Origin of the sequence: Ruminococcoides intestinale, from assembly GCF_040095935.1 — a bacterium.
GTDB lineage: Bacteria > Bacillota > Clostridia > Oscillospirales > Acutalibacteraceae > Ruminococcoides > Ruminococcoides intestinale.
This window is the reverse complement of sequence record NZ_JBBMFQ010000004.1, coordinates 104,164-122,447: the sequence shown is the minus strand read 5'-3', so window position 1 is coordinate 122,447 and position 18,284 is coordinate 104,164. Positions and strand designations below refer to the sequence as shown.

At 39.7% G+C, this 18,284-nt stretch carries 20 protein-coding genes, 2 other RNA genes and 1 riboswitch; of the genes, 7 read left to right on the top strand and 15 right to left on the bottom strand.

What is annotated here, in order from left to right; translation table 11 throughout:
- Positions 1-148: 148 nt before the first annotated feature.
- The 4 genes from WMO31_RS08245 (at position 149) to WMO31_RS08230 (ending at position 3,006) form a co-directional block, all read left to right on the top strand.
- Entirely contained in the window at positions 149-589 is a 441-nt protein-coding gene (locus WMO31_RS08245) for a LytTR family DNA-binding domain-containing protein (RefSeq protein WP_015524175.1), read from the top strand.
- A 9-nt stretch (positions 590-598) separates the two neighbouring features.
- Positions 599-1,045 (top strand): DUF3021 family protein, encoded by a 447-nt coding sequence (locus WMO31_RS08240; protein ID WP_117971158.1) that lies wholly within the window; start codon positions 599-601, stop codon positions 1,043-1,045.
- A gap of 115 nt (positions 1,046-1,160) precedes the next feature.
- On the top strand, positions 1,161-2,072 hold the full coding sequence (locus WMO31_RS08235; RefSeq protein WP_367999503.1) for an ABC transporter ATP-binding protein: 912 nt from the start codon (positions 1,161-1,163) through the stop codon (positions 2,070-2,072).
- A 1-nt stretch (position 2,073) separates the two neighbouring features.
- The gene (locus WMO31_RS08230) at positions 2,074-3,006 is read left to right on the top strand and encodes an ABC transporter permease (RefSeq protein ID WP_117524442.1); all 933 of its coding nucleotides are present in this window, start codon (positions 2,074-2,076) and stop codon (positions 3,004-3,006) included.
- Between the two features lie 55 nt (positions 3,007-3,061).
- On the opposite strand, the gene WMO31_RS08225 is transcribed toward WMO31_RS08230, so the two are convergent.
- The 6 genes from WMO31_RS08225 to WMO31_RS08200 all read right to left on the bottom strand — a co-directional run bounded on the left by WMO31_RS08225 (position 3,062) and on the right by WMO31_RS08200 (position 7,516).
- Entirely contained in the window at positions 3,062-4,174 is a 1,113-nt protein-coding gene (locus WMO31_RS08225) for a 5-methyltetrahydropteroyltriglutamate--homocysteine S-methyltransferase (protein ID WP_367999502.1), read from the bottom strand.
- Positions 4,175-4,274: 100 nt separating this feature from the next.
- Positions 4,275-5,171: a LysR family transcriptional regulator gene (locus WMO31_RS08220; RefSeq protein ID WP_021884069.1), complete on the bottom strand. Its 897-nt coding sequence runs from the start codon at positions 5,169-5,171 to the stop codon at positions 4,275-4,277.
- Positions 5,172-5,202: 31 nt separating this feature from the next.
- Complete coding sequence (locus WMO31_RS08215) at positions 5,203-5,724, bottom strand: nitroreductase (protein WP_117519687.1); 522 nt, start codon at positions 5,722-5,724, stop codon at positions 5,203-5,205.
- A 12-nt stretch (positions 5,725-5,736) separates the two neighbouring features.
- Positions 5,737-6,276: a nitroreductase family protein gene (locus tag WMO31_RS08210; protein WP_118102074.1), complete on the bottom strand. Its 540-nt coding sequence runs from the start codon at positions 6,274-6,276 to the stop codon at positions 5,737-5,739.
- A 61-nt stretch (positions 6,277-6,337) separates the two neighbouring features.
- Positions 6,338-7,264, bottom strand: coding sequence for an AEC family transporter (locus WMO31_RS08205; RefSeq protein WP_367999501.1), 927 nt, complete (start codon positions 7,262-7,264; stop codon positions 6,338-6,340).
- Between the two features lie 69 nt (positions 7,265-7,333).
- Entirely contained in the window at positions 7,334-7,516 is a 183-nt protein-coding gene (locus WMO31_RS08200) for a DUF1540 domain-containing protein (RefSeq protein WP_015524182.1), read from the bottom strand.
- 120 nt (positions 7,517-7,636) lie between these two features.
- Here WMO31_RS08200 and WMO31_RS08195 point away from each other — a divergent pair, with 120 nt between their 5' ends.
- The 3 genes from WMO31_RS08195 to WMO31_RS08185 all read left to right on the top strand — a co-directional run bounded on the left by WMO31_RS08195 (position 7,637) and on the right by WMO31_RS08185 (position 10,127).
- A complete protein-coding gene (locus WMO31_RS08195) occupies positions 7,637-7,969 on the top strand; it encodes a hypothetical protein (protein WP_337367979.1) in 333 nt (110 codons plus the stop codon).
- A 566-nt stretch (positions 7,970-8,535) separates the two neighbouring features.
- On the top strand, positions 8,536-8,832 hold the full coding sequence (locus WMO31_RS08190; RefSeq protein WP_207661384.1) for an ABC-2 family transporter protein: 297 nt from the start codon (positions 8,536-8,538) through the stop codon (positions 8,830-8,832).
- Between the two features lie 68 nt (positions 8,833-8,900).
- Positions 8,901-10,127, top strand: coding sequence for an LL-diaminopimelate aminotransferase (locus tag WMO31_RS08185; protein WP_367999500.1), 1,227 nt, complete (start codon positions 8,901-8,903; stop codon positions 10,125-10,127).
- A 587-nt stretch (positions 10,128-10,714) separates the two neighbouring features.
- Here the strand turns inward: WMO31_RS08185 and ssrA are convergent.
- The 9 genes from ssrA to WMO31_RS08140 all read right to left on the bottom strand — a co-directional run bounded on the left by ssrA (position 10,715) and on the right by WMO31_RS08140 (position 18,273).
- Positions 10,715-11,061, bottom strand: a transfer-messenger RNA (tmRNA) gene (ssrA, locus tag WMO31_RS08180).
- A gap of 18 nt (positions 11,062-11,079) precedes the next feature.
- A complete protein-coding gene (locus WMO31_RS08175) occupies positions 11,080-11,820 on the bottom strand; it encodes a hypothetical protein (RefSeq protein WP_367999499.1) in 741 nt (246 codons plus the stop codon).
- 197 nt (positions 11,821-12,017) lie between these two features.
- Positions 12,018-12,467, bottom strand: coding sequence for an SsrA-binding protein SmpB (smpB, locus tag WMO31_RS08170; RefSeq protein ID WP_021884061.1), 450 nt, complete (start codon positions 12,465-12,467; stop codon positions 12,018-12,020).
- 87 nt (positions 12,468-12,554) lie between these two features.
- A complete protein-coding gene (recR, locus tag WMO31_RS08165; protein WP_367999498.1) occupies positions 12,555-13,157 on the bottom strand; it encodes a recombination mediator RecR in 603 nt (200 codons plus the stop codon).
- Positions 13,158-13,159: 2 nt separating this feature from the next.
- On the bottom strand, positions 13,160-13,510 hold the full coding sequence (locus WMO31_RS08160) for a YbaB/EbfC family nucleoid-associated protein (protein ID WP_015524209.1): 351 nt from the start codon (positions 13,508-13,510) through the stop codon (positions 13,160-13,162).
- Between the two features lie 19 nt (positions 13,511-13,529).
- Entirely contained in the window at positions 13,530-15,284 is a 1,755-nt protein-coding gene (gene dnaX / locus WMO31_RS08155) for a DNA polymerase III subunit gamma/tau (RefSeq protein ID WP_367999497.1), read from the bottom strand.
- A 68-nt stretch (positions 15,285-15,352) separates the two neighbouring features.
- Positions 15,353-15,451: signal recognition particle sRNA small type (gene ffs, locus WMO31_RS08150), an RNA gene on the bottom strand.
- A 440-nt stretch (positions 15,452-15,891) separates the two neighbouring features.
- A complete protein-coding gene (locus WMO31_RS08145) occupies positions 15,892-17,274 on the bottom strand; it encodes an NAD(P)/FAD-dependent oxidoreductase (protein ID WP_367999496.1) in 1,383 nt (460 codons plus the stop codon).
- A 70-nt stretch (positions 17,275-17,344) separates the two neighbouring features.
- Positions 17,345-17,442, bottom strand: a riboswitch (purine riboswitch).
- 156 nt (positions 17,443-17,598) lie between these two features.
- Complete coding sequence (locus tag WMO31_RS08140) at positions 17,599-18,273, bottom strand: acyltransferase (RefSeq protein ID WP_117951436.1); 675 nt, start codon at positions 18,271-18,273, stop codon at positions 17,599-17,601.
- Positions 18,274-18,284: the final 11 nt, after the last annotated feature.

Below are 18,284 nucleotides of genomic sequence, written 5' to 3'. Positions count from 1 at the left end.
ATAGTATTATTCAATTTCTATTATATTTAAAAAAATTTTTTTGTCAACAAAAAATTGTAATTTACCAACATAATTTTGCAAGTTAGGGTTCGGTACTGTTAATTTTCTTTTTAATATGGTAAAATGGTTGATGAACGGAGGGAATGCGATGTTTAATGTTACAATCCGTCAGGTTGGGATTGAGGAACGGGAAGAAATTATAATTTGCTGTCATGAAATCAGCGACGAGGTTATGTCGCTTGCAAACAGCATTAAGGGACAGAAAAGTTTTCTTCTTGCATCAAAAGACGGTGAGATGTTCAAACTTGACACAAAGGAAATTTTCTACATAGAATCGGTTGACAACAAAACCTTTATATACTGCAAAAACAATGTTTATGAAACCAAACAAAAGCTGTATGAGCTTGAAGAAATTTTAAAAGGAACAAAATTTTTCAGATGTTCAAAGTCGATGATACTGAATATCGGTAAAATCCGTTCCGTGTCACCGTCTGTCAACAGCCGTTTTGAGGCAAAGCTTGTAAACGGTGAAACGGCAATTATTTCAAGGCAGTATGTGCCGACCTTGAAGAAAAAGCTTGGAATGTGAGGTATTGTTATGAATGATTCTTTAAAAGAAATTATAAAGGAAGTCATAAAGGACTTTTTCATAATCACGGTTGCAATGCTTTTTGTTGTAAGCCTTGCAAATTCAATTGCGCTAATCGAATACTATCCCCCCTATTTTCCGTGGGTTGTAATGGGAACAGGTGCGGTAACTTCAATTCCGACTCTGCTTTTTTACTTTAAAGAAGAACCCACCAAACTGCAGGCTCGCATACGAATTGTCATTCATTTCTGCCTTATTCAGGCAATTGTTATGACCGAGGGATTTTTGCTTGGTTGGTACAAGAATTTTCCTATGGCGCTTTTGGTTTTTGCAATGATTACCGCCGTATATCTGCTGACATTTCTTTTCAGCTACATTACACGGACAAGCACGGCAAAATCAATTAATGAATCGCTCAAAAAATTTAACGCTGACGAGGATTATCAGGACGAATAACTGCATTTTGACATACAAAATCGCAACTTACTCCCCTCTTTTTGCAACACAGCTAAAATTGCTTTTCTTTTGAATTGCAAGGTGCTACTATGTTGACAGAAGGAGGGGATTTTTAATGAGTAACATAATCGAAGTTAAAAATCTTGTAAAGAATTATAAAGATGTTCACGCAGTAAATGATATATCATTCACGGTTGAAGAAGGTTCGTTTTTCGCATTTCTCGGAATTAACGGTGCAGGTAAATCAACCACAATCAACATTCTTTGTACGGTGCTTGAAAAAACATCGGGCAATGTTAAAATCGGCGGATATGACCTTGACAAAGAAAAGAACAAAATCAAGGAGCTTATCGGAATTGTTTTTCAGGGTTCTGTACTTGACAAACAGCTTACCGTTAAAGAAAATCTTGAATCGAGAGCGTCATATTACGGACTCAACAAAAAAGAAATCGCCAAAAGAATTGAAAGCCTTACACAAACCTTTGACCTTTCGGAAATTCTCAAAAGAAAATACGGCACATTGAGCGGCGGTCAGCGCAGACGGGTTGACATTGCAAGGGCGCTTATTAACCGACCGAAGCTCCTGTTCCTTGACGAACCGACAACGGGACTTGACCCGAAAACAAGGCTGCAGGTGTGGGGAATCATCCACAATCTTCGTAAAGAAACAGGACTTACGGTATTCCTCACAACCCACTATATGGAAGAAACTGTTGACTGCGACAATGTGGTGATTATTGATTCGGGAAAAATTGTTGCCAACGATTCTCCGCATAATCTCAAAAAAGATTATTCGTCAAACAGCCTTGTTTGGTACACGGAAGAAAATTCTGAAAACGATAATTTTCTCAAGGCCGATAATCTCGAATTTGAAAGAGTCGGAGATGCGTATAAAATCAAAATCAAAAACAGCAGACAGGCTCTTGAAATCACAAACAAACATACTGAAATTGTCGATTTTGAGATTATCAAAGGCAATATGGACGATGTGTTTCTGACTGTAACGGGTAAAAGGCTGGGTGACTGATATGAAATTTCAAAGAACACTTTGCTCATACAAGGGTATGACAAAACGAAATATAAAGGTATATTTAAAGGACAAAACCGCAATTATCTTCTCAATGATGACGCAGATTATCATACTCGGATTATATCTTTTGTTTCTCAAACAGAATTATGTAGATTCAATGACTTCAATGCTTGACGGCTTCAACATCAAAACAGAGGACAATTTGATTAACGCACTTGTAAATTCATGGCTTGTATCCGGCGTTATCGGAACATCTGTTGTTACGGTTGCAATGAACTCGCTTTCGGTAATGATTTCCGACAAGCAGAACAAGATTGACTACGACTACAACGCTTCTTCCGTAAAGGGCAGTACGGTTGTTCTCTCCTACTTTTCGGGTGCGGTTATAAACACAATTGTAATCAGCGCAATTTTGCTGACGGCAGGCATCGCATTTTCGTGCATATCGGGTTCAAGCTTTCCCGAATTTACAGAGCTTTTAAAATTATACGGACTTGTGATTTTAGGCTCTGTTTCGGCTGTACTTATTCTTATGTTTGTTGCGTCATTCTTCAAAAAGAATTCAACCTATGCCGCATTCAACACACTTATTTCGGTTGCAATCGGTTTTGTAATCGGCGCATACATTCCCGTCAGCCAATTTTCGGACGGAGTTCAGACATTTGTAAATCTTATCCCCGGCTCACACATTGCGGCTATGATAAGAAATGTGCTTGTCAGTCCGTGCATTAACGATATTTCGACCTCACTCGCAGGAGCAGACCACGGAATGTTTGCCGCAGAGGCAGAAAAAGCGTTTGCAACCAACCTCAACCTTTTCGGAAACGAAGTGGATTTCACATTTATGATGATGTACTCAATCGGTGCAATCTTACTTTTCCTTGTCCTCAACCTTATATCATACAAATTCAGTTCAAAACGCAAGGACTGATTTATGGCAGATAAAAAGCCGACACTCCGAAAAGTGTCGGCTTTTTTATATATAATTACTTCCAAACTTCTTCTGCAATTTCTTTTACAAGAGCAAGCTTTGCCCACTGCTCTTCCTCGGTAAGCTTATTACCGATTTCGCATGATGCAAAACCGCACTGCGGACTGAGATACAATCTGTCAAGCGGAATATACTTTGCCGCCTCATGAATACGATTGATTACAGTCTGCTTATCCTCAAGAACAGGTGACTTTGTTGTGATAAGACCGAGAACAACCTTTTTGTCACCGCTCACATATTTTAACGGTTCAAAACCGCCTGAACGCTCATCGTCAAACTCAAGATAATAAGCGTTGACATTTTCTTCACCGAAAAGTTTCTCTGCAACAGGATCATATGCACCGCTGCTGAAGTATGCAGAATGATAGTTACCTCTGCAAACATGAGTATTGATTACGAGGTCATCGGGCTTACCCTCAATTGCAAGGTTGTTTACCTTGAGAAGTTTCTCACTGATACTCTTTAAATCTGCATCCTCGCCATAGCGGATTACGCTACCCTCCGCAACAAGAACGCCCCATGTGCAGTCGTCAAACTGGATATTTCTGCAACCTGCATCGTAAAGGTCTTTGATTACCTTTTTGTATCCGTTTGCAATATCGTTGATAAGTTCTTCATCTGTCGAATAGAACTTCCTTGTCGTTTCAATATTTGCAGGAATGATGAACTGCTGGAAAAACTGTGCGGGAGCAGGAATTGTCTGCTTTGCTACTGTGTTTTCATCCTCAAGAGCCTTTACAAATTTGTAATGTTCAACAAACGGATGACTGTCAACCGAGATTTCGCCGGAAAGCCATGTATCGTCAATCAAAGCCTGTTCGCCGTGGAATGTAACACCGTTTTCGGTTTTTTTGTGTTCAACTCCGTTAAATCCCCACATGAAGTCAAGATGCCATGTTGCTCTGCGGAATTCACCGTCGGTAATCGCTTTTATACCGGCTTTTTTCTGTTTTGCAACAAGGTCAAGAATAGCCTTGTCCTCAACTGCGGTAAGCTCTTCTTTTGTGATTTTACCGTTTTCAAAATCAAGTCTTGCTTTTTTTAGATAATCGGGTCTTAAAAAGCTGCCTACTGTTTCAAATCTAAATGGTGTGTGCTGTTTACTCATCTTAAATACCTCCGTGGAAATTTGATGAGTTAATTATATTATGAATTCACAGACTTGTAAAATACTTGTTATCAGCTGTTTGCTATTAGTTTTTCTTATATCAAATATGTTTCTTTAAAGCCTCAATATATGCCTCGGCAAGGTTACTGTGCAGAATCTTTTTATTTTCGATATAACCGATTTTCATATTGCCCTCTTCATCAAGGGGGATTGCGGTTATATTATCACCGTTAAGCTCATTGTCGATTACACCGCTGCAAACTGTGTAGCCGTTGAGTCCAATTAAAAGGTTGAACAGGGTTGCTCTGTCTGTCACTCTGATATTTTTTGTACGCCCGACCGTGCTGAAAATTTCTTCCGAATAATAGAAAGAATTATGCTCCCCCTGTTCAAACGAGAGATACGGATAATCGGCAAGCTCCTCCATTGTAACGGATTTTTTGTCTGCAAGCGGATGGTCGGTTGATACAAACACATGAGGCTTTGCCGTAAAAAGCTCGGTGAATGTCAGCGACTTTGATTTTATAATTTTCATCAGCGCATCTTTGTTAAAGCTGTTGAGATAAAGAATTCCGATTTCGCTTTTCATCTTTGCAACATCGTCAATAATTTCGTAGGTTTCGGTTTCACGAAGTGAAAAATCGTACTCCTCGCCTGCAAACCGTCGGATAAGATCAACAAATGCATTGACTGCAAACGAGTAGTGCTGGGTTGAAACGCAGAACTGCTGCTTTATCTTTGTTCCCGACTTATACACTCCCTCAAGCAAGCTTGCCTGTTCAAGAACCTGTCGTGCATAACCGAGAAATCTTTCGCCCTCATTTGAAGTTACAACGCCCTTGTTTGTGCGTGTAAAAATCTTTATGCCCATTTCCGTTTCCAACTCACGGATTGATGTTGTAAGTCCCGGTTGGGAAATAAAAAGTTCTTTTGACGCTTCACTCATTGAGCCTGTGCGGGCAACGGTGACAACATATTTCAACTGTTGCAAAGTCAACCTTGTTCAATCCTTTCAAAAACAAATTCCCTCATTCAACATAGAAAACACGGTTTTCTCTTCTCGGTGAAGTTTTGGGATATTCACCGTTCACATAACCGATAACGCAGTGACCGATACCCTCATAGTCACCCTCAATACCGAGTGATTTGAGAATTTCTTTGCCCTCTTTGCTTTCAAATTCTTCCTTTGCACGGTGAATCCAACAACTTCCGAGTCCCTCATCATGGGCGGCAAGCATAAGATTTTCCATTACAAGAGTACCGTCATACAAATATGTAGGAGCTGCTTTATCGGCAAGCACAATCAGAACAACGGGAGCGTTATAGAACGGATCAACATCTTTTCCCATAATTTCGGCATTCATTCTTGAAAGCCTGTCACGCATTTCTTTGTTTGTAACGGCAACGATAATAACCGGCTGTCTGTTCATTCCTGACGGCGCATACAGACCTGCGGAAATAATTTCGTCAATAACTTCCTTTGGCGGCATTTCAGACTTAAAGCTGCGAACGCTTCTTCTTGATTTCAATTTTTCGATAAATTCACTCATTATGTAAACCTCTCAGTCCTCATAAAATTTTGCAAAATCTTCAACAGATTTTCTCTTCGGTCTTACGATTTCGGAATCAGTGTAACCAACTGCGATAACGCTGACAACAGCCTCTGTTTCGGGAATGTCAAATTCTTTTCTGAGCTTTTCACCGTCACGGATACCCATAACAAGGGTTGAAATGCCGAGTTCGGTTGCCTTTAGCAAAAGTGCCATATTGTTAAGGCCGAGATCGTAATATCCCCAGCCGTTGCCGATTTCAGTCACGGCAGTACCGTCTTTGTCAAAACCCGAACGGTTGAGAACAACTGTTGTCACGATATATGCAGACGCATTTTCTGAATTTTTTCTGTTAAATTCGGGGAGTGCCTCTCTTACGGCATTCTTACTTTTCTCGCCTGTTGCAACATAAAAGCGTGGCGTCTGTGAGTTCTTCCACGAAGGAGCAAGATTTGCCGCCGAAAGCATTTCATCAAGCAGGCTTTTGTCAACTTTTTTATCTATATAATGTCTTGTGCTTTTTCTGTTATTTAAAGCCTCAGATAATTCCATAATCAAACCTCCAATATTTTTATACCTATATTGTACCAATGGAGTGGGAATTAATCAAGGGTTAAAGCAGAATATAGAACAAAATCGGTATCGTAAAAACTGCCGTAAGCTGTGACACAAGTGCCATGCTTGCACCGTCATCGGGACTTTTTCCGTAGGCTGACGGAATGATTACCGTGTTAAGTCCAAGCGGCATTGCATTTGCGCAAAGTGTTGCAACAACTGCCTCCTGAGGTGCGTTAAAAAGCTTTAACACAAGCACCGAAACCGTTGGCAGAAACACAAGGCGGATTCCTGCAACAACATAGGTCTGCCATTTGCCGAAAAGATTTGCAAAGCTGTAGCCGCCTATTACAAAGCCTGTCAGCATCATTGCAATGGGCGACATACAGGCAGCGGTTGAATTGATTATTGTTGTGACAAGTCTGAATTTCGGAATCGGCAATAAACCGAGAATTGCTCCGATAAAAATTGAAACGAAAATCGGATTAACAAAATTTTTCATTGAAAATTTGCCGTGTCCGTTCGGCACAAGCCACGCAATTCCTATTGAATAAGTAAACAGATTAAGCGGTAAAGTGAACATAAGATAGTCGAAAAGCTCCATGCTTTCTGCGCCGTATATTCCCGACACCATTGCAGTTCCGACAAATCCGAAATTTGAAACGGAAATTGAATAGCGGTACACCTTTTTCAGATATTCCGTTTTTCCGAGAAACCTTGACGCAACAAATCCCGTTGCAGTGCAAAACAGCAGAACCCCCGTACTGTAGGCAATGAACACCCATTTTTCGCTTATGTTTTTTACTGTACAATTGGTGCGGAATGTGTTAATTACAACGGCGGGCATAAGAATTCTGTTCTCAAGCTTTGAAAAAATTTCGGCTGAATTTTCCGGCAAAAATCCGCCCTGTCGGATTGTAAAACCGATAAATATAAACGAAAACAAAACCGCAATCTGAAAAATCACCGATGAAAAAATCTCCACAAATTCATCCCCTTTTAAAGCCAAAACACCCCCAGTCCGAGGGTCTGAGGGTGTAAGCTTCAAATCAAATTACTTGCAGCTGCACTTTGCTTCAAAGCTCTGGCAGTCCGTACACTGACAAACAGTCGGATTTGCCTCGTGAGTTCCGACCTTGATTGCTTCAAGCGAACAGTAGTCCTTTGTGCTGTTATGATGCTTACAGTTTGTTACCGAGCACATAATGCTTTGGTTACAATATGCATTGTTTTCCATAGTATTCATTCTCCTCATTCATTTTTGCGGATTAGCCGCTTTTTATATTGTTTCTGCATTTTGCGGATTTATACCGCACACTTTGAAACATCTGCAATAAAATGTACTGAGGTGAATTACATGAATGTTGTATCGGCTGTTTTTCTTGTTGTTTTTGCCGTAATCGGAATTTGTGCATTTGTCCGTGAATTAACATTTTTTCTCTTTCGTAACAGAAAAAATAATACCGTTATGTTTGTTGCTCCCGTCAGCGGAAAATGTGAAAATGCTGAATATATTTTGCGAAGTGCTGCCGCAAAGGTGAAATGGATAAGCAGAGGAAGAAATGACTGTGTAATTTGCCTTGACTGCGGTATGGACGATGAAACAAAAAGAATTTGCCAAAAAATATGTCGTGACTACAGCTTTGCAAAGCTTTTGACAAAACAGGAATTTTTAAAAATGATAAAGTAAAAATCCAAACGAAATTTAAACAAAAATACTGCCACGGAATATGCCGAGGTTTTATAAGGCAGTATGATAAATCTGAATAAACCCAAGACATTGCCATGGCAGTATGAGGCTTTGACTGTAAAAGGTCAAAGCCTTTTTCTTATCAAAAGTCTGTGAGTGCATTTTTGCATAAATCGAAAAAGAGTGTAAGAATAGGCATTATAAAAAACACTATTATTATTTGTTTATAATTACATATGTATCTGTTATATTGTACAAAGAAATGTGAATAAGTCTGTAGACAATTATAATTGTATTTTATTGTTTAAATATGGTAAAATTCAATTAACAAAACAAATGCCCTTACAATAAACTAATATAAAAATTAATGTTGTGAGTGATGTGAGTTTTGTAATTTCTACTATTTTTTGTAGATTATTAGTTTTATTGTAGACAACAAAAAATAACTTTAAACACGAAAGGAGAGCTAATAATTTATGCAAGAGCATAAAAAAATATCGCATCTTACACACAGAAATTCAGTTCAAAAAACAATTAGGATGCAACTGAATCCTGTAGGTAAAACAATGGATTATTTTCAAGCAAAGCAAATTCTTGAGAATGATGAAAAGCTTAAAGAGAACTATCAGAAAATCAAGGAAATAGCAGACAGGTTTTACAGAAATTTAAATATTGTAAGAAACATAATTACTTACATTATTCCGTTCGCGTTTACGGCTTTTTATCCTGCGTATTATATCCTTTCGGGCGAAAACCCACTATTTAACATTGGTATGACGGTGTTAATCGCAATTGTGATGATGGTTGTTGGAGTGATTGTGTGGAACAGAGGCATTAGGTCTTATGAAAGTGCTGGTTCATAAATTTTATGTTGACTAAATAATTGACATATGATATATTGGTAAATAAATAAATAAAAGGAGTGACTAAAGTGGAAATACAGAATTTATTTGCTCAAAGAATTGGTGGAAAAGAATTTGGAATAAATAATGAAGTTTATAAATTCGCTTTAATAAAGAAATGGAAGCAAGAAGCTGAGAAAAAGCATTCAAATAATTTTAAATTAATTGATATGGGAGTGGGTGAACCTGATTGGGCCGCTGATGATAAAGTTGTTAATATGTTATCTATTGAAGCAGGCAAACCCGAAAATAGATTCTATTCTGATAATGGAATTCCTGAATTTCAAAATGCAGCAATAAAATATATGGAGGAAGTTTTTGGTATATCAAACTTGACAATTAATAATGTAATTCACGGTATTGGTAGTAAACCAATTCTTGCAATGCTTCCTTCTTGTTTTATTAATCCTGGAGATTATGTGCTAAATACTATTCCTGGATACCCCGTCCTGGCAACTCATGCAAAATATTTGGGTGGGAAGATTTATGATTTGCCTCTTAAGGAGGAAAATAATTTTTATCCGGATTTTTCGGAAATCCCGAGGGAAGTTTTAGAAAAAACGAAATTATTATATATTAATTATCCTAATAATCCAACAGGACAAGTGGCAACAAAAGAATTCTTTGAAAATGTCGTAAAATTTGCCCAAAAGAATAACATTATTGTAATTCATGATGCGGCATATGCAGCGCTTACATATAATGATGTTAAACCTCTAAGTTTCTTATCGGTTGATGGAGCTATAGATGTAGGTGTAGAGATTCATTCTTTATCAAAAGCTTTTAATATGACTGGATGGAGATTAGGTTTTTTAGTCGGAAATGAAAAAATTGTTTCTGCATATGGTGTAGTCAAAGATAATACAGATTCGGGTCAATTTCGCGCGATACAGAAAGCAGGTGCTTTTGCTCTTAATAATAGATGGATTACAGAAAATACAGTTAATAAATATTCAAGAAGATTTAAAATGCTAATTGAAGCACTCAATGAAGTTGGATTTAATTGTGTAGAGCCAAAAGGTACTTTCTATTCTTATGTGAAAATTCCAACTGGAACAGAAGAAGGAGTTAAATTCAATACTGCATTAGAGGTTGCAAGATATATTTTATTAAATGCAAACATTTCAGTTGTTCCTTGGGATGATTGTGGACATTATTTAAGATTCTCTGTTACATTTTCAGCTACTCATTACGAGGAAAAAATAATAATTGATGAAATGAAAAATAGATTGAAAAGTTTAAAATTTGTATTTTAAGAATATATAATGTAAATTTGATTATAATTGTAGTAAAATTCAAGTTCTATCATATGTAAGACCAATTTATTGCCAATATTAATAATTGTAATAAATATAAAATTAAAATTATGACAAACTAGGGTAATGCCATTATAGCAGAGATTATATATATTAGTTCCTTTTAGGATAGTAAGAATGAAGATTCCCCTTTGCTGATAGTCGGCTAACTTCTGCAAACCCAAGTCTTAATATTTATTTTTGTCCATATGGGGTTATTGAACAATGAAAAAGTTATTACAATCTCACATATGTTATTTAAGTTATTTTGAAATTTATGTAACATCATACAATGTAAGGGTTTAATAACCCTGTATAATTTCTACTTTTTTGATTAGATAAAAAGGTTACTTACACCGATTAACAACAAATTCATTTTGCTACAAAAATACAAGCCACACACAAACAAAAGCAGAGAGTCCGAAAGCTCTCTGCTTTTTATCGTTTTTTAACATTGTACCGAACCATTACAACAAAGTTACCTACATAGCTATGGGAATTATCATAAACAGAAAAAGTCACAACTGCATATGCAATCGTGACCGATTTGGTGGAGATGAGGGGAATCGAACCCCTGTCCGAAAAAATCTTGCCAAGGGTTTCTCCGAGCGCAGTTGGTGTTTTAAATCTCCCTCGGTGCATCGCCCATCAACAGGCTATGCACTTTGGCAGCTCCTAAACTGTGACAGGGTTCGGAGCGCTCCCCTGTTCACATTTACCTCTAATCGACGCCCCTTACACAGCCGAGGTACTCTGTGCAGGAACGAGCAGCACTCAGGCTGCTAAAGCAACTGTTTTGTTGTCAGTTAATTTTAAAGTTGCGGATTTTATGGCGGTTCCGCACCGCCGCTCGCTTACCAAGGTTTGAAATCCCCGTCGAAACCTTTACATCCCCATATTCAATTTAAAAATTTTATATTGAAAACCTGTATTCGGTAACAGGCTTATCAAGCATTTTTTCACAGCAGACAAGACAACATTCAATGTGCTTTGTATTCGGCTCAATCGGTGAATACATCACAGCCGTTTTCAAATCGCTTTTGTTCGAATCATCCATTGCTAAAGCAACAACTCCGTCATCGGTTGCCAATCCGCCCATACCCTTGAAAGGTTTGTCAAGCTCATCAAAAAGGCAGAATATCACTGAGATTTCATCATCACACGAATACTCAACATACGGAAGCACAACATCATTTTCGAAAAATTCCTTCATTTCGGAATCTTCGGCTGAATTCAAAAGTTTAAGATTTTTAATCACAATTTGATTTTCGCCGTCAAAAATTTCAATCGGAATATTTACTTCCTTGCCAACTTCAAGGCTGAGTTTTGCTAACGGATAATCTGTCTTTTGATATTTTGAAAATATTATTTCAACATTCTTTGTCAAATCAAGCAAAGACAAATCATCAATCTTATTCTCAAGTTCAATAAAGTTTATGAACAGAGAATCAAGAGGAACGTCGAAAAGCCTGTCGCTCTTCCAACCGAGTTTCATAAACTCTGAGATGATATATGACCTTGTTAATTCGCAACATTCAAGCGTTTCACCGCATACTGAGTCAAAGTCAAAACGCTGTCCGTCAATTACAATTGCGGAAAAATCATCGGACAAATCAGAATTATTTTTCTTTTCAAGAATGATATTTTCTCTCAAAGTCAAATCTTCACAGCAAATATCATCTTTGGAACAATTGAAATTCAACAGAACAAGCTCGGTTTTATCGGACGAATTTGCAAAACCAAGCACGGAATAATCGGTATCAAAGGCAGAAAAGTCCCGTCCGATTAAAGCAAAATCGCTGTATCCGAAATATTTTCGTACAAGCTACGCAAACTCATAATAACACCAAACTATCTTCTCTGTTCTTTAATGGCACGCTCCATATCACGCTTTGCGGAGCGTTCTGCCATATCGGCACGCTTATCGTATAGCTTTTTACCTTTGCAGAGTCCAACCTGAAGTTTTACCTTGCTGTCCTTGAAATACAGACTAATCGGGATAAGTGAATATCCCGTCTGCTTAACCGTGCCGTAGAGCTTTAAAATCTCTTTTTTGTGCATAAGAAGCTTTCTCACACGCATCGGATCACGGTTAAAGATGTTTCCCTGTTCGTAAGGAGAAATGTGCATTCCGTTGACAAAAATTTCGCCGTCAACAATTGAACACCAGCTGTCCTTGAGATTCACTCTGCCGGCACGCAAGGATTTTACTTCCGTACCGCAAAGCTCAATTCCGGCTTCATAGGTTTCCTCGACAAAATAATCGTGTCTTGCCTTTTTGTTCTGAGCAATCGTTTTCATATTTGCCACTGCACATCCTCCTTTCTACTGTGGAATACAAGATTATACTACTGTTTCGACAATTTGTCAATAGTTTAAATCAAGAAATTAAATTTCATTTCTGCCCTCAAGAGCCTTTGCAAGAGTGTATTCATCGGCATATTCAAGGTCACCGCCAACGGGGATACCGTAGGCAAGTCTTGTCACCTTTACACCAAGCGGTTTTAAGAGCTTTGAAATGTACAGAGCCGTTGCATCGCCCTCAACGGTCGGGTTGGTTGCCATAATGACCTCCTCAACCGATTCCTCGTTAAGCCTTGCAAGCAGTTCTTTTATTGTAAGGTTGTCGGGACCGATATCGTTAAGCGGTGAGATTGAACCGTGGAGGACATGATAAACGCCCTTAAATTCGTGGGTATTTTCAATAGCCGTAGCATCTCTCGGAGTTTCAACAACGCAGATAACGGAATGATCCCTTGCGGGATTTGCACACACGGGACAAAGGTCTTTGTCTGTAAGATTACAGCATCTACTGCAATAGTGAATCTTTGTGTGGGCATCCATCACCGCACCCGCAAGCTGTTCCGCTTCTGTTTTTGACAGATTGAGAACATAATATGCAAGTCTTTGAGCGGTTTTGTTACCGATTCCCGGCATTCTTTCAAACTGCTCCACCAAATTTTCAAGCGGAGCAACATTATATCCCGACATAATCAGAACATTCCCGGAATGTTAAGTCCGCCTGAGATTGTTTCCATTTTGTCCTCTTTTTCCTTAGCGGCTGCTCTGATTGCCTCATTTGCGGCTGCCATAACGAGGTCTGAGAGCATTTCTACATCCTCGGGATCAACAACTTCGGGTGAAATCTCAACCTTTGTGAGTTCCATTTTGCCTGTTACTGTAACCTTAACTGCACCGCCGCCGGCTGTTGCCTCATACTCTTTTGTTTCGAGTTCCTTTGATGCGGCCTCCATATCATCCTGAAGTTTCTGAGCCTGACGGGCAAGCTGCTGGATGTTGTTTGCTCCGCCGCTGCCGTAACCCTTTGGTAATCTTGCTTTCATAATTTTATCTTCCTTTCGGTTATTCTTGTGTTATTATTACATCGCTTCCCTGCAAGCTTTCAATAAGCTTGTCAACGGGATCGGTTTTTTCTTCCTGTTTTGCACTCGGTCTTTTATACGGACCGAGATTATAGTGCTGACCTGTTGTTTCTAAAATAAGCTGACGGATTTCCTGTCGTCTTTCGTTATTTTTGAGGAGTTCAAAAGCCATTTCATTATCTGTGTCAATCAGCAAATATTTTCCGCTTGTGTAGGCGGCAGAATTTGCAAATGCCGCCGCAATTGCCCTTGAAACAGGTTTCATATTGTTGACTACCTCTGCCCAATCGGGGAACGGTTGTGCGTTGTTATAGATTGCATCAAGGTCAACGCTCTGTCTTTGAGCTGTTTTCTTAGGCTTTTGCTGTGCAGAAACGGGTTGTTCCTGTATTGGCTGAACGGGCTGTTTCGGTGTCGGCATCTCAACAGGAGGCGTCGGAATTACCGGCTCGTCCTTTATTTTTTCCGAAACAGGTTTTGTTTCCTGTGACTTTTCGGGTTCTGCATTTTGAACCTCGGGTTTTGGAGTTTCATTCTGAACAGACTGCGGTACAGTTTGCACCTGTTCGGGAACATAGTTCACCTTTATTCCCTTTTTAACTGCCTTTTCAAGGGCGGTTACCCTTGCGGTCAAAGCCTCAATTGTACCGTCAAGCTCCGCTGATGACAGCTTTACAACTGCCATTTCAAGCTCTGTTCTGTCGCCTGTTCCTCTGCCCATATTCTGATATGCCCTTGAAAGCACATCCATATAATAGACAATGTCGGCAAGTGAGAGGTAATCCGACTGCGTTTGAGCCTGTTCAAACTCATCGTCAGCCATAATCACGATATCCCTCGGATTTTTCACCGATTTTATGAGCATTAGCGTTCTGAAATGCGAAAGCAATTCATCGCAAAGCCTTGCCATATCCTTGGACTCACCGTAAAGCCTGTCAACAATTTCAAGTGCCTTTGCTGTGTTCTTATTGATTACACAATTAGAAAGCTCAAAAAGATATGTCTTTCTCGCAAGTCCTGCGGCACTGCGAACAACATCTTCATCAATTTCCGAGCTGATTGCAATGCATCTGTCAAGAAGCGAAAGAGCATCTCGCAACGCACCGTCTGCAACAGATGCGGCAAGCATTGCGGCACTGTCGCTCAGTGTCACGCCCTCCTGATTTGCAACATAGAGCAGTCTGTCTGCTATTGCACGGGGTGGGATTCTGTGAAAATCGAAACGCTGGCAGCGCGACAGAATTGTCTGCGGAAGCTTGTGAACTTCGGTAGTTGCCAGAATGAATATGACATGTTCGGGAGGTTCTTCAAGCGTTTTGAGCAAGGCATTGAACGCCTCGGTTGTGAGCATATGAACCTCGTCAATGATGTAAACTCTGTATTTGCACTTTGCGGGCTTGAACTGAACCTCGTCAATAATCTGACGGATATCATCAATTTTTCTGTTGGATGCGGCATCCATTTCGACAATATCGAGGATACTGCCGTCGTCAATTCCCTTGCAGATTTCACATTCACCGCAGGGATTTCCGTTTACGGGATGAAGGCAATTGACTGCCTTCGCAAGAATTTTTGCACAGGTAGTTTTGCCCGTACCTCTTGAACCCGTAAAAAGATATGCATGGTTAAGACGGTTGGTGCTGATTTCGTTTAAAAGAGTTGTGGTTATGTGTTCCTGTCCCGAAACATCGGCAAATGTTTTCGGTCGCCACTTTCTATAGAGTACCTGATACAAAAATTCACCCCGCAATCAACAAAAAATGCAAGCCGTCAGCCGAAATAACGGCAATCGTACAAATGAGTGAACGACAGACTTACTGCATCGCATCGGCAATACTGCTTAATGCTGCTCGGTTCCCCGCCTGACATGATTCACAGACCCCAATCGTACAGGGCCTGCCGCTCACTTAATTGCACGCTTTTTGACTTCTTGCAATTCTGAACTAAATTATTCATTTCTTTGTTCATAAAAAGAAATATATTGTACAAAAGAACACCATTGCAAGACAAGCTGATTGTTCAGTCTGCTTTACAACGAGCTTATTATACCATAACCGATTAATAAAATCAATAGGTTTTGGTTATTTTTATTGTTTGCAGTCGCAGAAAGATATCGTCTGTTTTGCAGCGGCGAACGAAGTTCGCCACTACAAATGAATACACATATTTGATTAAATCATAAGTTATGTGAATAAACAAAATGTTACATCAATGCGGGCGTCCAATGAACGCCCCTACAGCATAGACTGCATAAGCACTTGCAATTTTGCACTCGGGCATAATATGCTGTTTATTATGCAATCTATCTTCACGAATTGGGAACGGCGGCTCGCCGTCAATTTTTAATTTGCTAAGATTTCCCTTGCGACGAATACACCGCCGGCGCTGGCATGAGAAAGTGAATGTGTAACGCCGCTGCCGTCACCGATGATATAAAGTCCCTTGTGGGGCGACTCGAGATGCTCGTCAACATCAACTTCCATATTATAGAACTTAACCTCAACGCCGTAGAGAAGTGTGTCATCATTGGCTGTGCCGGGGGCAATTTTGTCAAGAGCATAAATCATTTCGATGATACCGTCAAGGATTCTCTTTGGAAGCACAAGGCTCAAATCGCCCGGTGTTGCGTCAAGAGTCGGAACAACAAGTCCTTCTTTGATTCTGCTCGGATTGCTTCGGCGACCTCGAATCAAATCACCGAAACGCTGAACAATTACACCTCCGCCCAGCATATTGCTAAGACGGGCAATGCTTTCACCATAACCGTTGCTGTCCTTGAAAGGCTCTGAAAAATGCTTGCTGACGAGGAGTGCAAAGTTTGTGTTCTCTGTCTGCTTTGCCTTGTCCTCATAGCTGTGACCGTTTACTGTGATAATACCGTTTGTGTTTTCGTTTACAACGCAACCCTTCGGGTTCATGCAGAATGTACGCACATTGTCCTCGAACTGTTCTGTGCGGTAAACAATCTTGCTTTCGTAGAGTTCGTCTGTGAGGTGTGAAAAGATTGCGGCAGGGAGCTCCACACGAACACCGATGTCAACACGGTTCGACTTTGTGGGAATATTAAGGTTATGACAAACATGTTCCATCCACTTGCTGCCGCTTCTGCCGACTGAAACAATGCACTTTTCGCACTCATAATTTTCATCGGCTGTGTCAACAAGATAACCTTCCTTATCATTGCCGTTCTTGAGTTCAACATTTTCAACAGGTGTATCAAAGTAGAAATCAACCTTGTTTTCAAGGTAATCATAAAGATTTTTAAGCACAATGTAGTTGATGTCCGTACCGAGATGACGGACTGATGCGTCAAGAAGATTAAGCTTATTCTGTAAGCAAAGCTTCTTAAAGCTTGTGCCTGCTGTGGAATAAAGCTTTGTACCCTCTCCGCCGAACTTCATATTGATTTTGTCAACATATTCCATAAGCTCAATAGCTTTTTTCTTGCCGATATGTTCGTAGAGCGTGCCTCCGAAATCGTTTGTTATGTTGTACTTGCCGTCCGAAAACGCACCTGCACCGCCGAAACCGCTCATAATGGAACAGGTTTTGCATGAAATGCAATTTTTAACTTTGTCACCGTCAATCGGACATTTTCTCTTTTCAAGAAGATGACCTTTTTCAAATACGGCAACCTTTATTTCAGAGTTGTTTGTTACAAGCTCATATGCAGAAAAAATTCCGCCCGGACCTGCTCCTACAATAATAACATCGTACTTTTTCATTATCATTTTCTCCTTTATTTGTTGTGGGTAACATTTAAGGGCAATAAAAAAACCGCCAAAACATAATACTACGCCCCTTAACGGGGATTATAGTAAACTGTTTAAGGCAGTTTGTAGAAACACCCGTCCGTATTACGGGCTTATACAATCCAACTTCTGCACACGGCAGAAAATTGTTCTGATAAAAGTCATCAAAACCTTGGTTATTGTAACAAATAACATCACAATTGTCAACAAAAAAACGCAAAAATTTAAAATCTGTTATTTTTCCTTTATCGCATAAAAACTACACAATAATTATGCTTGCCGACAAATGCATAAATATTATTCAATCTTTTCGGCAACCTCGCCAAGACGCTTGTAGATGCTGTTTTCGGGAACATAACCTCTTACAAACGAAAGCGGATAGATGTTGGTGTTTCTGCCGATTACCGAACCTGGGTTAAGAACGCTGTTGCAACCTACCTCTACATGGTCACCGAGCATTGCGCCGAACTTTTTAACATTTGTGTCAACCTTATCGCCGTCGCAAAGAACAGTTACAAGGCTCTTGTCACTCTTGAGGTTTGATGTGATTACACCTGCGCCTGTGTGTGACTTGTAGCCGAGAATACTGTCACCGATGTAGTTATAGTGCGGAGTCTGAACACCGTCAAAAAGAATTGAATTTTTAAGCTCTGTTGAGTTGCCCACAACTGCGCCTTTGCCGACAATTGCATTGCCTCTGATAAAAGCACACTGTCTGATTTCGGCATCTTCGCAGATAATGAGCGGTCCGCCGAGATATGCGGAGTCAAAAACCTTTGCACTTTTTGCAACCCACACATTTTCTCCCCTCTGCTCGTAGATTTCGGGATCAAGAGTTTTTCCGAGTTCAATGATAAATTCGCTGATTTTCGGAAGAGCTTCCCACGGATAATCAACAGTTTCAAGCAAGGGCTTTGCAATAGTCCTGCTGTAATCAAACAGATTTTTTGCCAATAATTTTTCGTTTTCCATTTTTAGAATTT

Excerpts from the sequence above, each read along its gene's own strand:
- WMO31_RS08210 (WP_118102074.1), bottom strand. The coding sequence starts at position 6,276 with ATGGAATTATCTGAGGCTTTAAATAACAGAAAAAGCACAAGACATTAT.
- WMO31_RS08140 (WP_117951436.1), bottom strand. The coding sequence starts at position 18,273 with ATGGAAAACGAAAAATTATTGGCAAAAAATCTGTTTGATTACAGCAGG.
- WMO31_RS08145 (WP_367999496.1), bottom strand. The coding sequence starts at position 17,274 with ATGAAAAAGTACGATGTTATTATTGTAGGAGCAGGTCCGGGCGGAATT.
- WMO31_RS08245 (WP_015524175.1), top strand. The coding sequence starts at position 149 with ATGTTTAATGTTACAATCCGTCAGGTTGGGATTGAGGAACGGGAAGAA.
- WMO31_RS08230 (WP_117524442.1), top strand. The coding sequence starts at position 2,074 with ATGAAATTTCAAAGAACACTTTGCTCATACAAGGGTATGACAAAACGA.
- WMO31_RS08200 (WP_015524182.1), bottom strand. The coding sequence starts at position 7,516 with ATGGAAAACAATGCATATTGTAACCAAAGCATTATGTGCTCGGTAACA.
- WMO31_RS08160 (WP_015524209.1), bottom strand. The coding sequence starts at position 13,510 with ATGAAAGCAAGATTACCAAAGGGTTACGGCAGCGGCGGAGCAAACAAC.
- WMO31_RS08240 (WP_117971158.1), top strand. The coding sequence starts at position 599 with ATGAATGATTCTTTAAAAGAAATTATAAAGGAAGTCATAAAGGACTTT.
- WMO31_RS08195 (WP_337367979.1), top strand. The coding sequence starts at position 7,637 with ATGAATGTTGTATCGGCTGTTTTTCTTGTTGTTTTTGCCGTAATCGGA.
- WMO31_RS08190 (WP_207661384.1), top strand. The coding sequence starts at position 8,536 with ATGGATTATTTTCAAGCAAAGCAAATTCTTGAGAATGATGAAAAGCTT.
- recR (WP_367999498.1), bottom strand. The coding sequence starts at position 13,157 with ATGTCGGGATATAATGTTGCTCCGCTTGAAAATTTGGTGGAGCAGTTT.
- WMO31_RS08225 (WP_367999502.1), bottom strand. The coding sequence starts at position 4,174 with ATGAGTAAACAGCACACACCATTTAGATTTGAAACAGTAGGCAGCTTT.
- smpB (WP_021884061.1), bottom strand. The coding sequence starts at position 12,467 with ATGAAAACGATTGCTCAGAACAAAAAGGCAAGACACGATTATTTTGTC.
- WMO31_RS08235 (WP_367999503.1), top strand. The coding sequence starts at position 1,161 with ATGAGTAACATAATCGAAGTTAAAAATCTTGTAAAGAATTATAAAGAT.
- WMO31_RS08215 (WP_117519687.1), bottom strand. The coding sequence starts at position 5,724 with ATGAGTGAATTTATCGAAAAATTGAAATCAAGAAGAAGCGTTCGCAGC.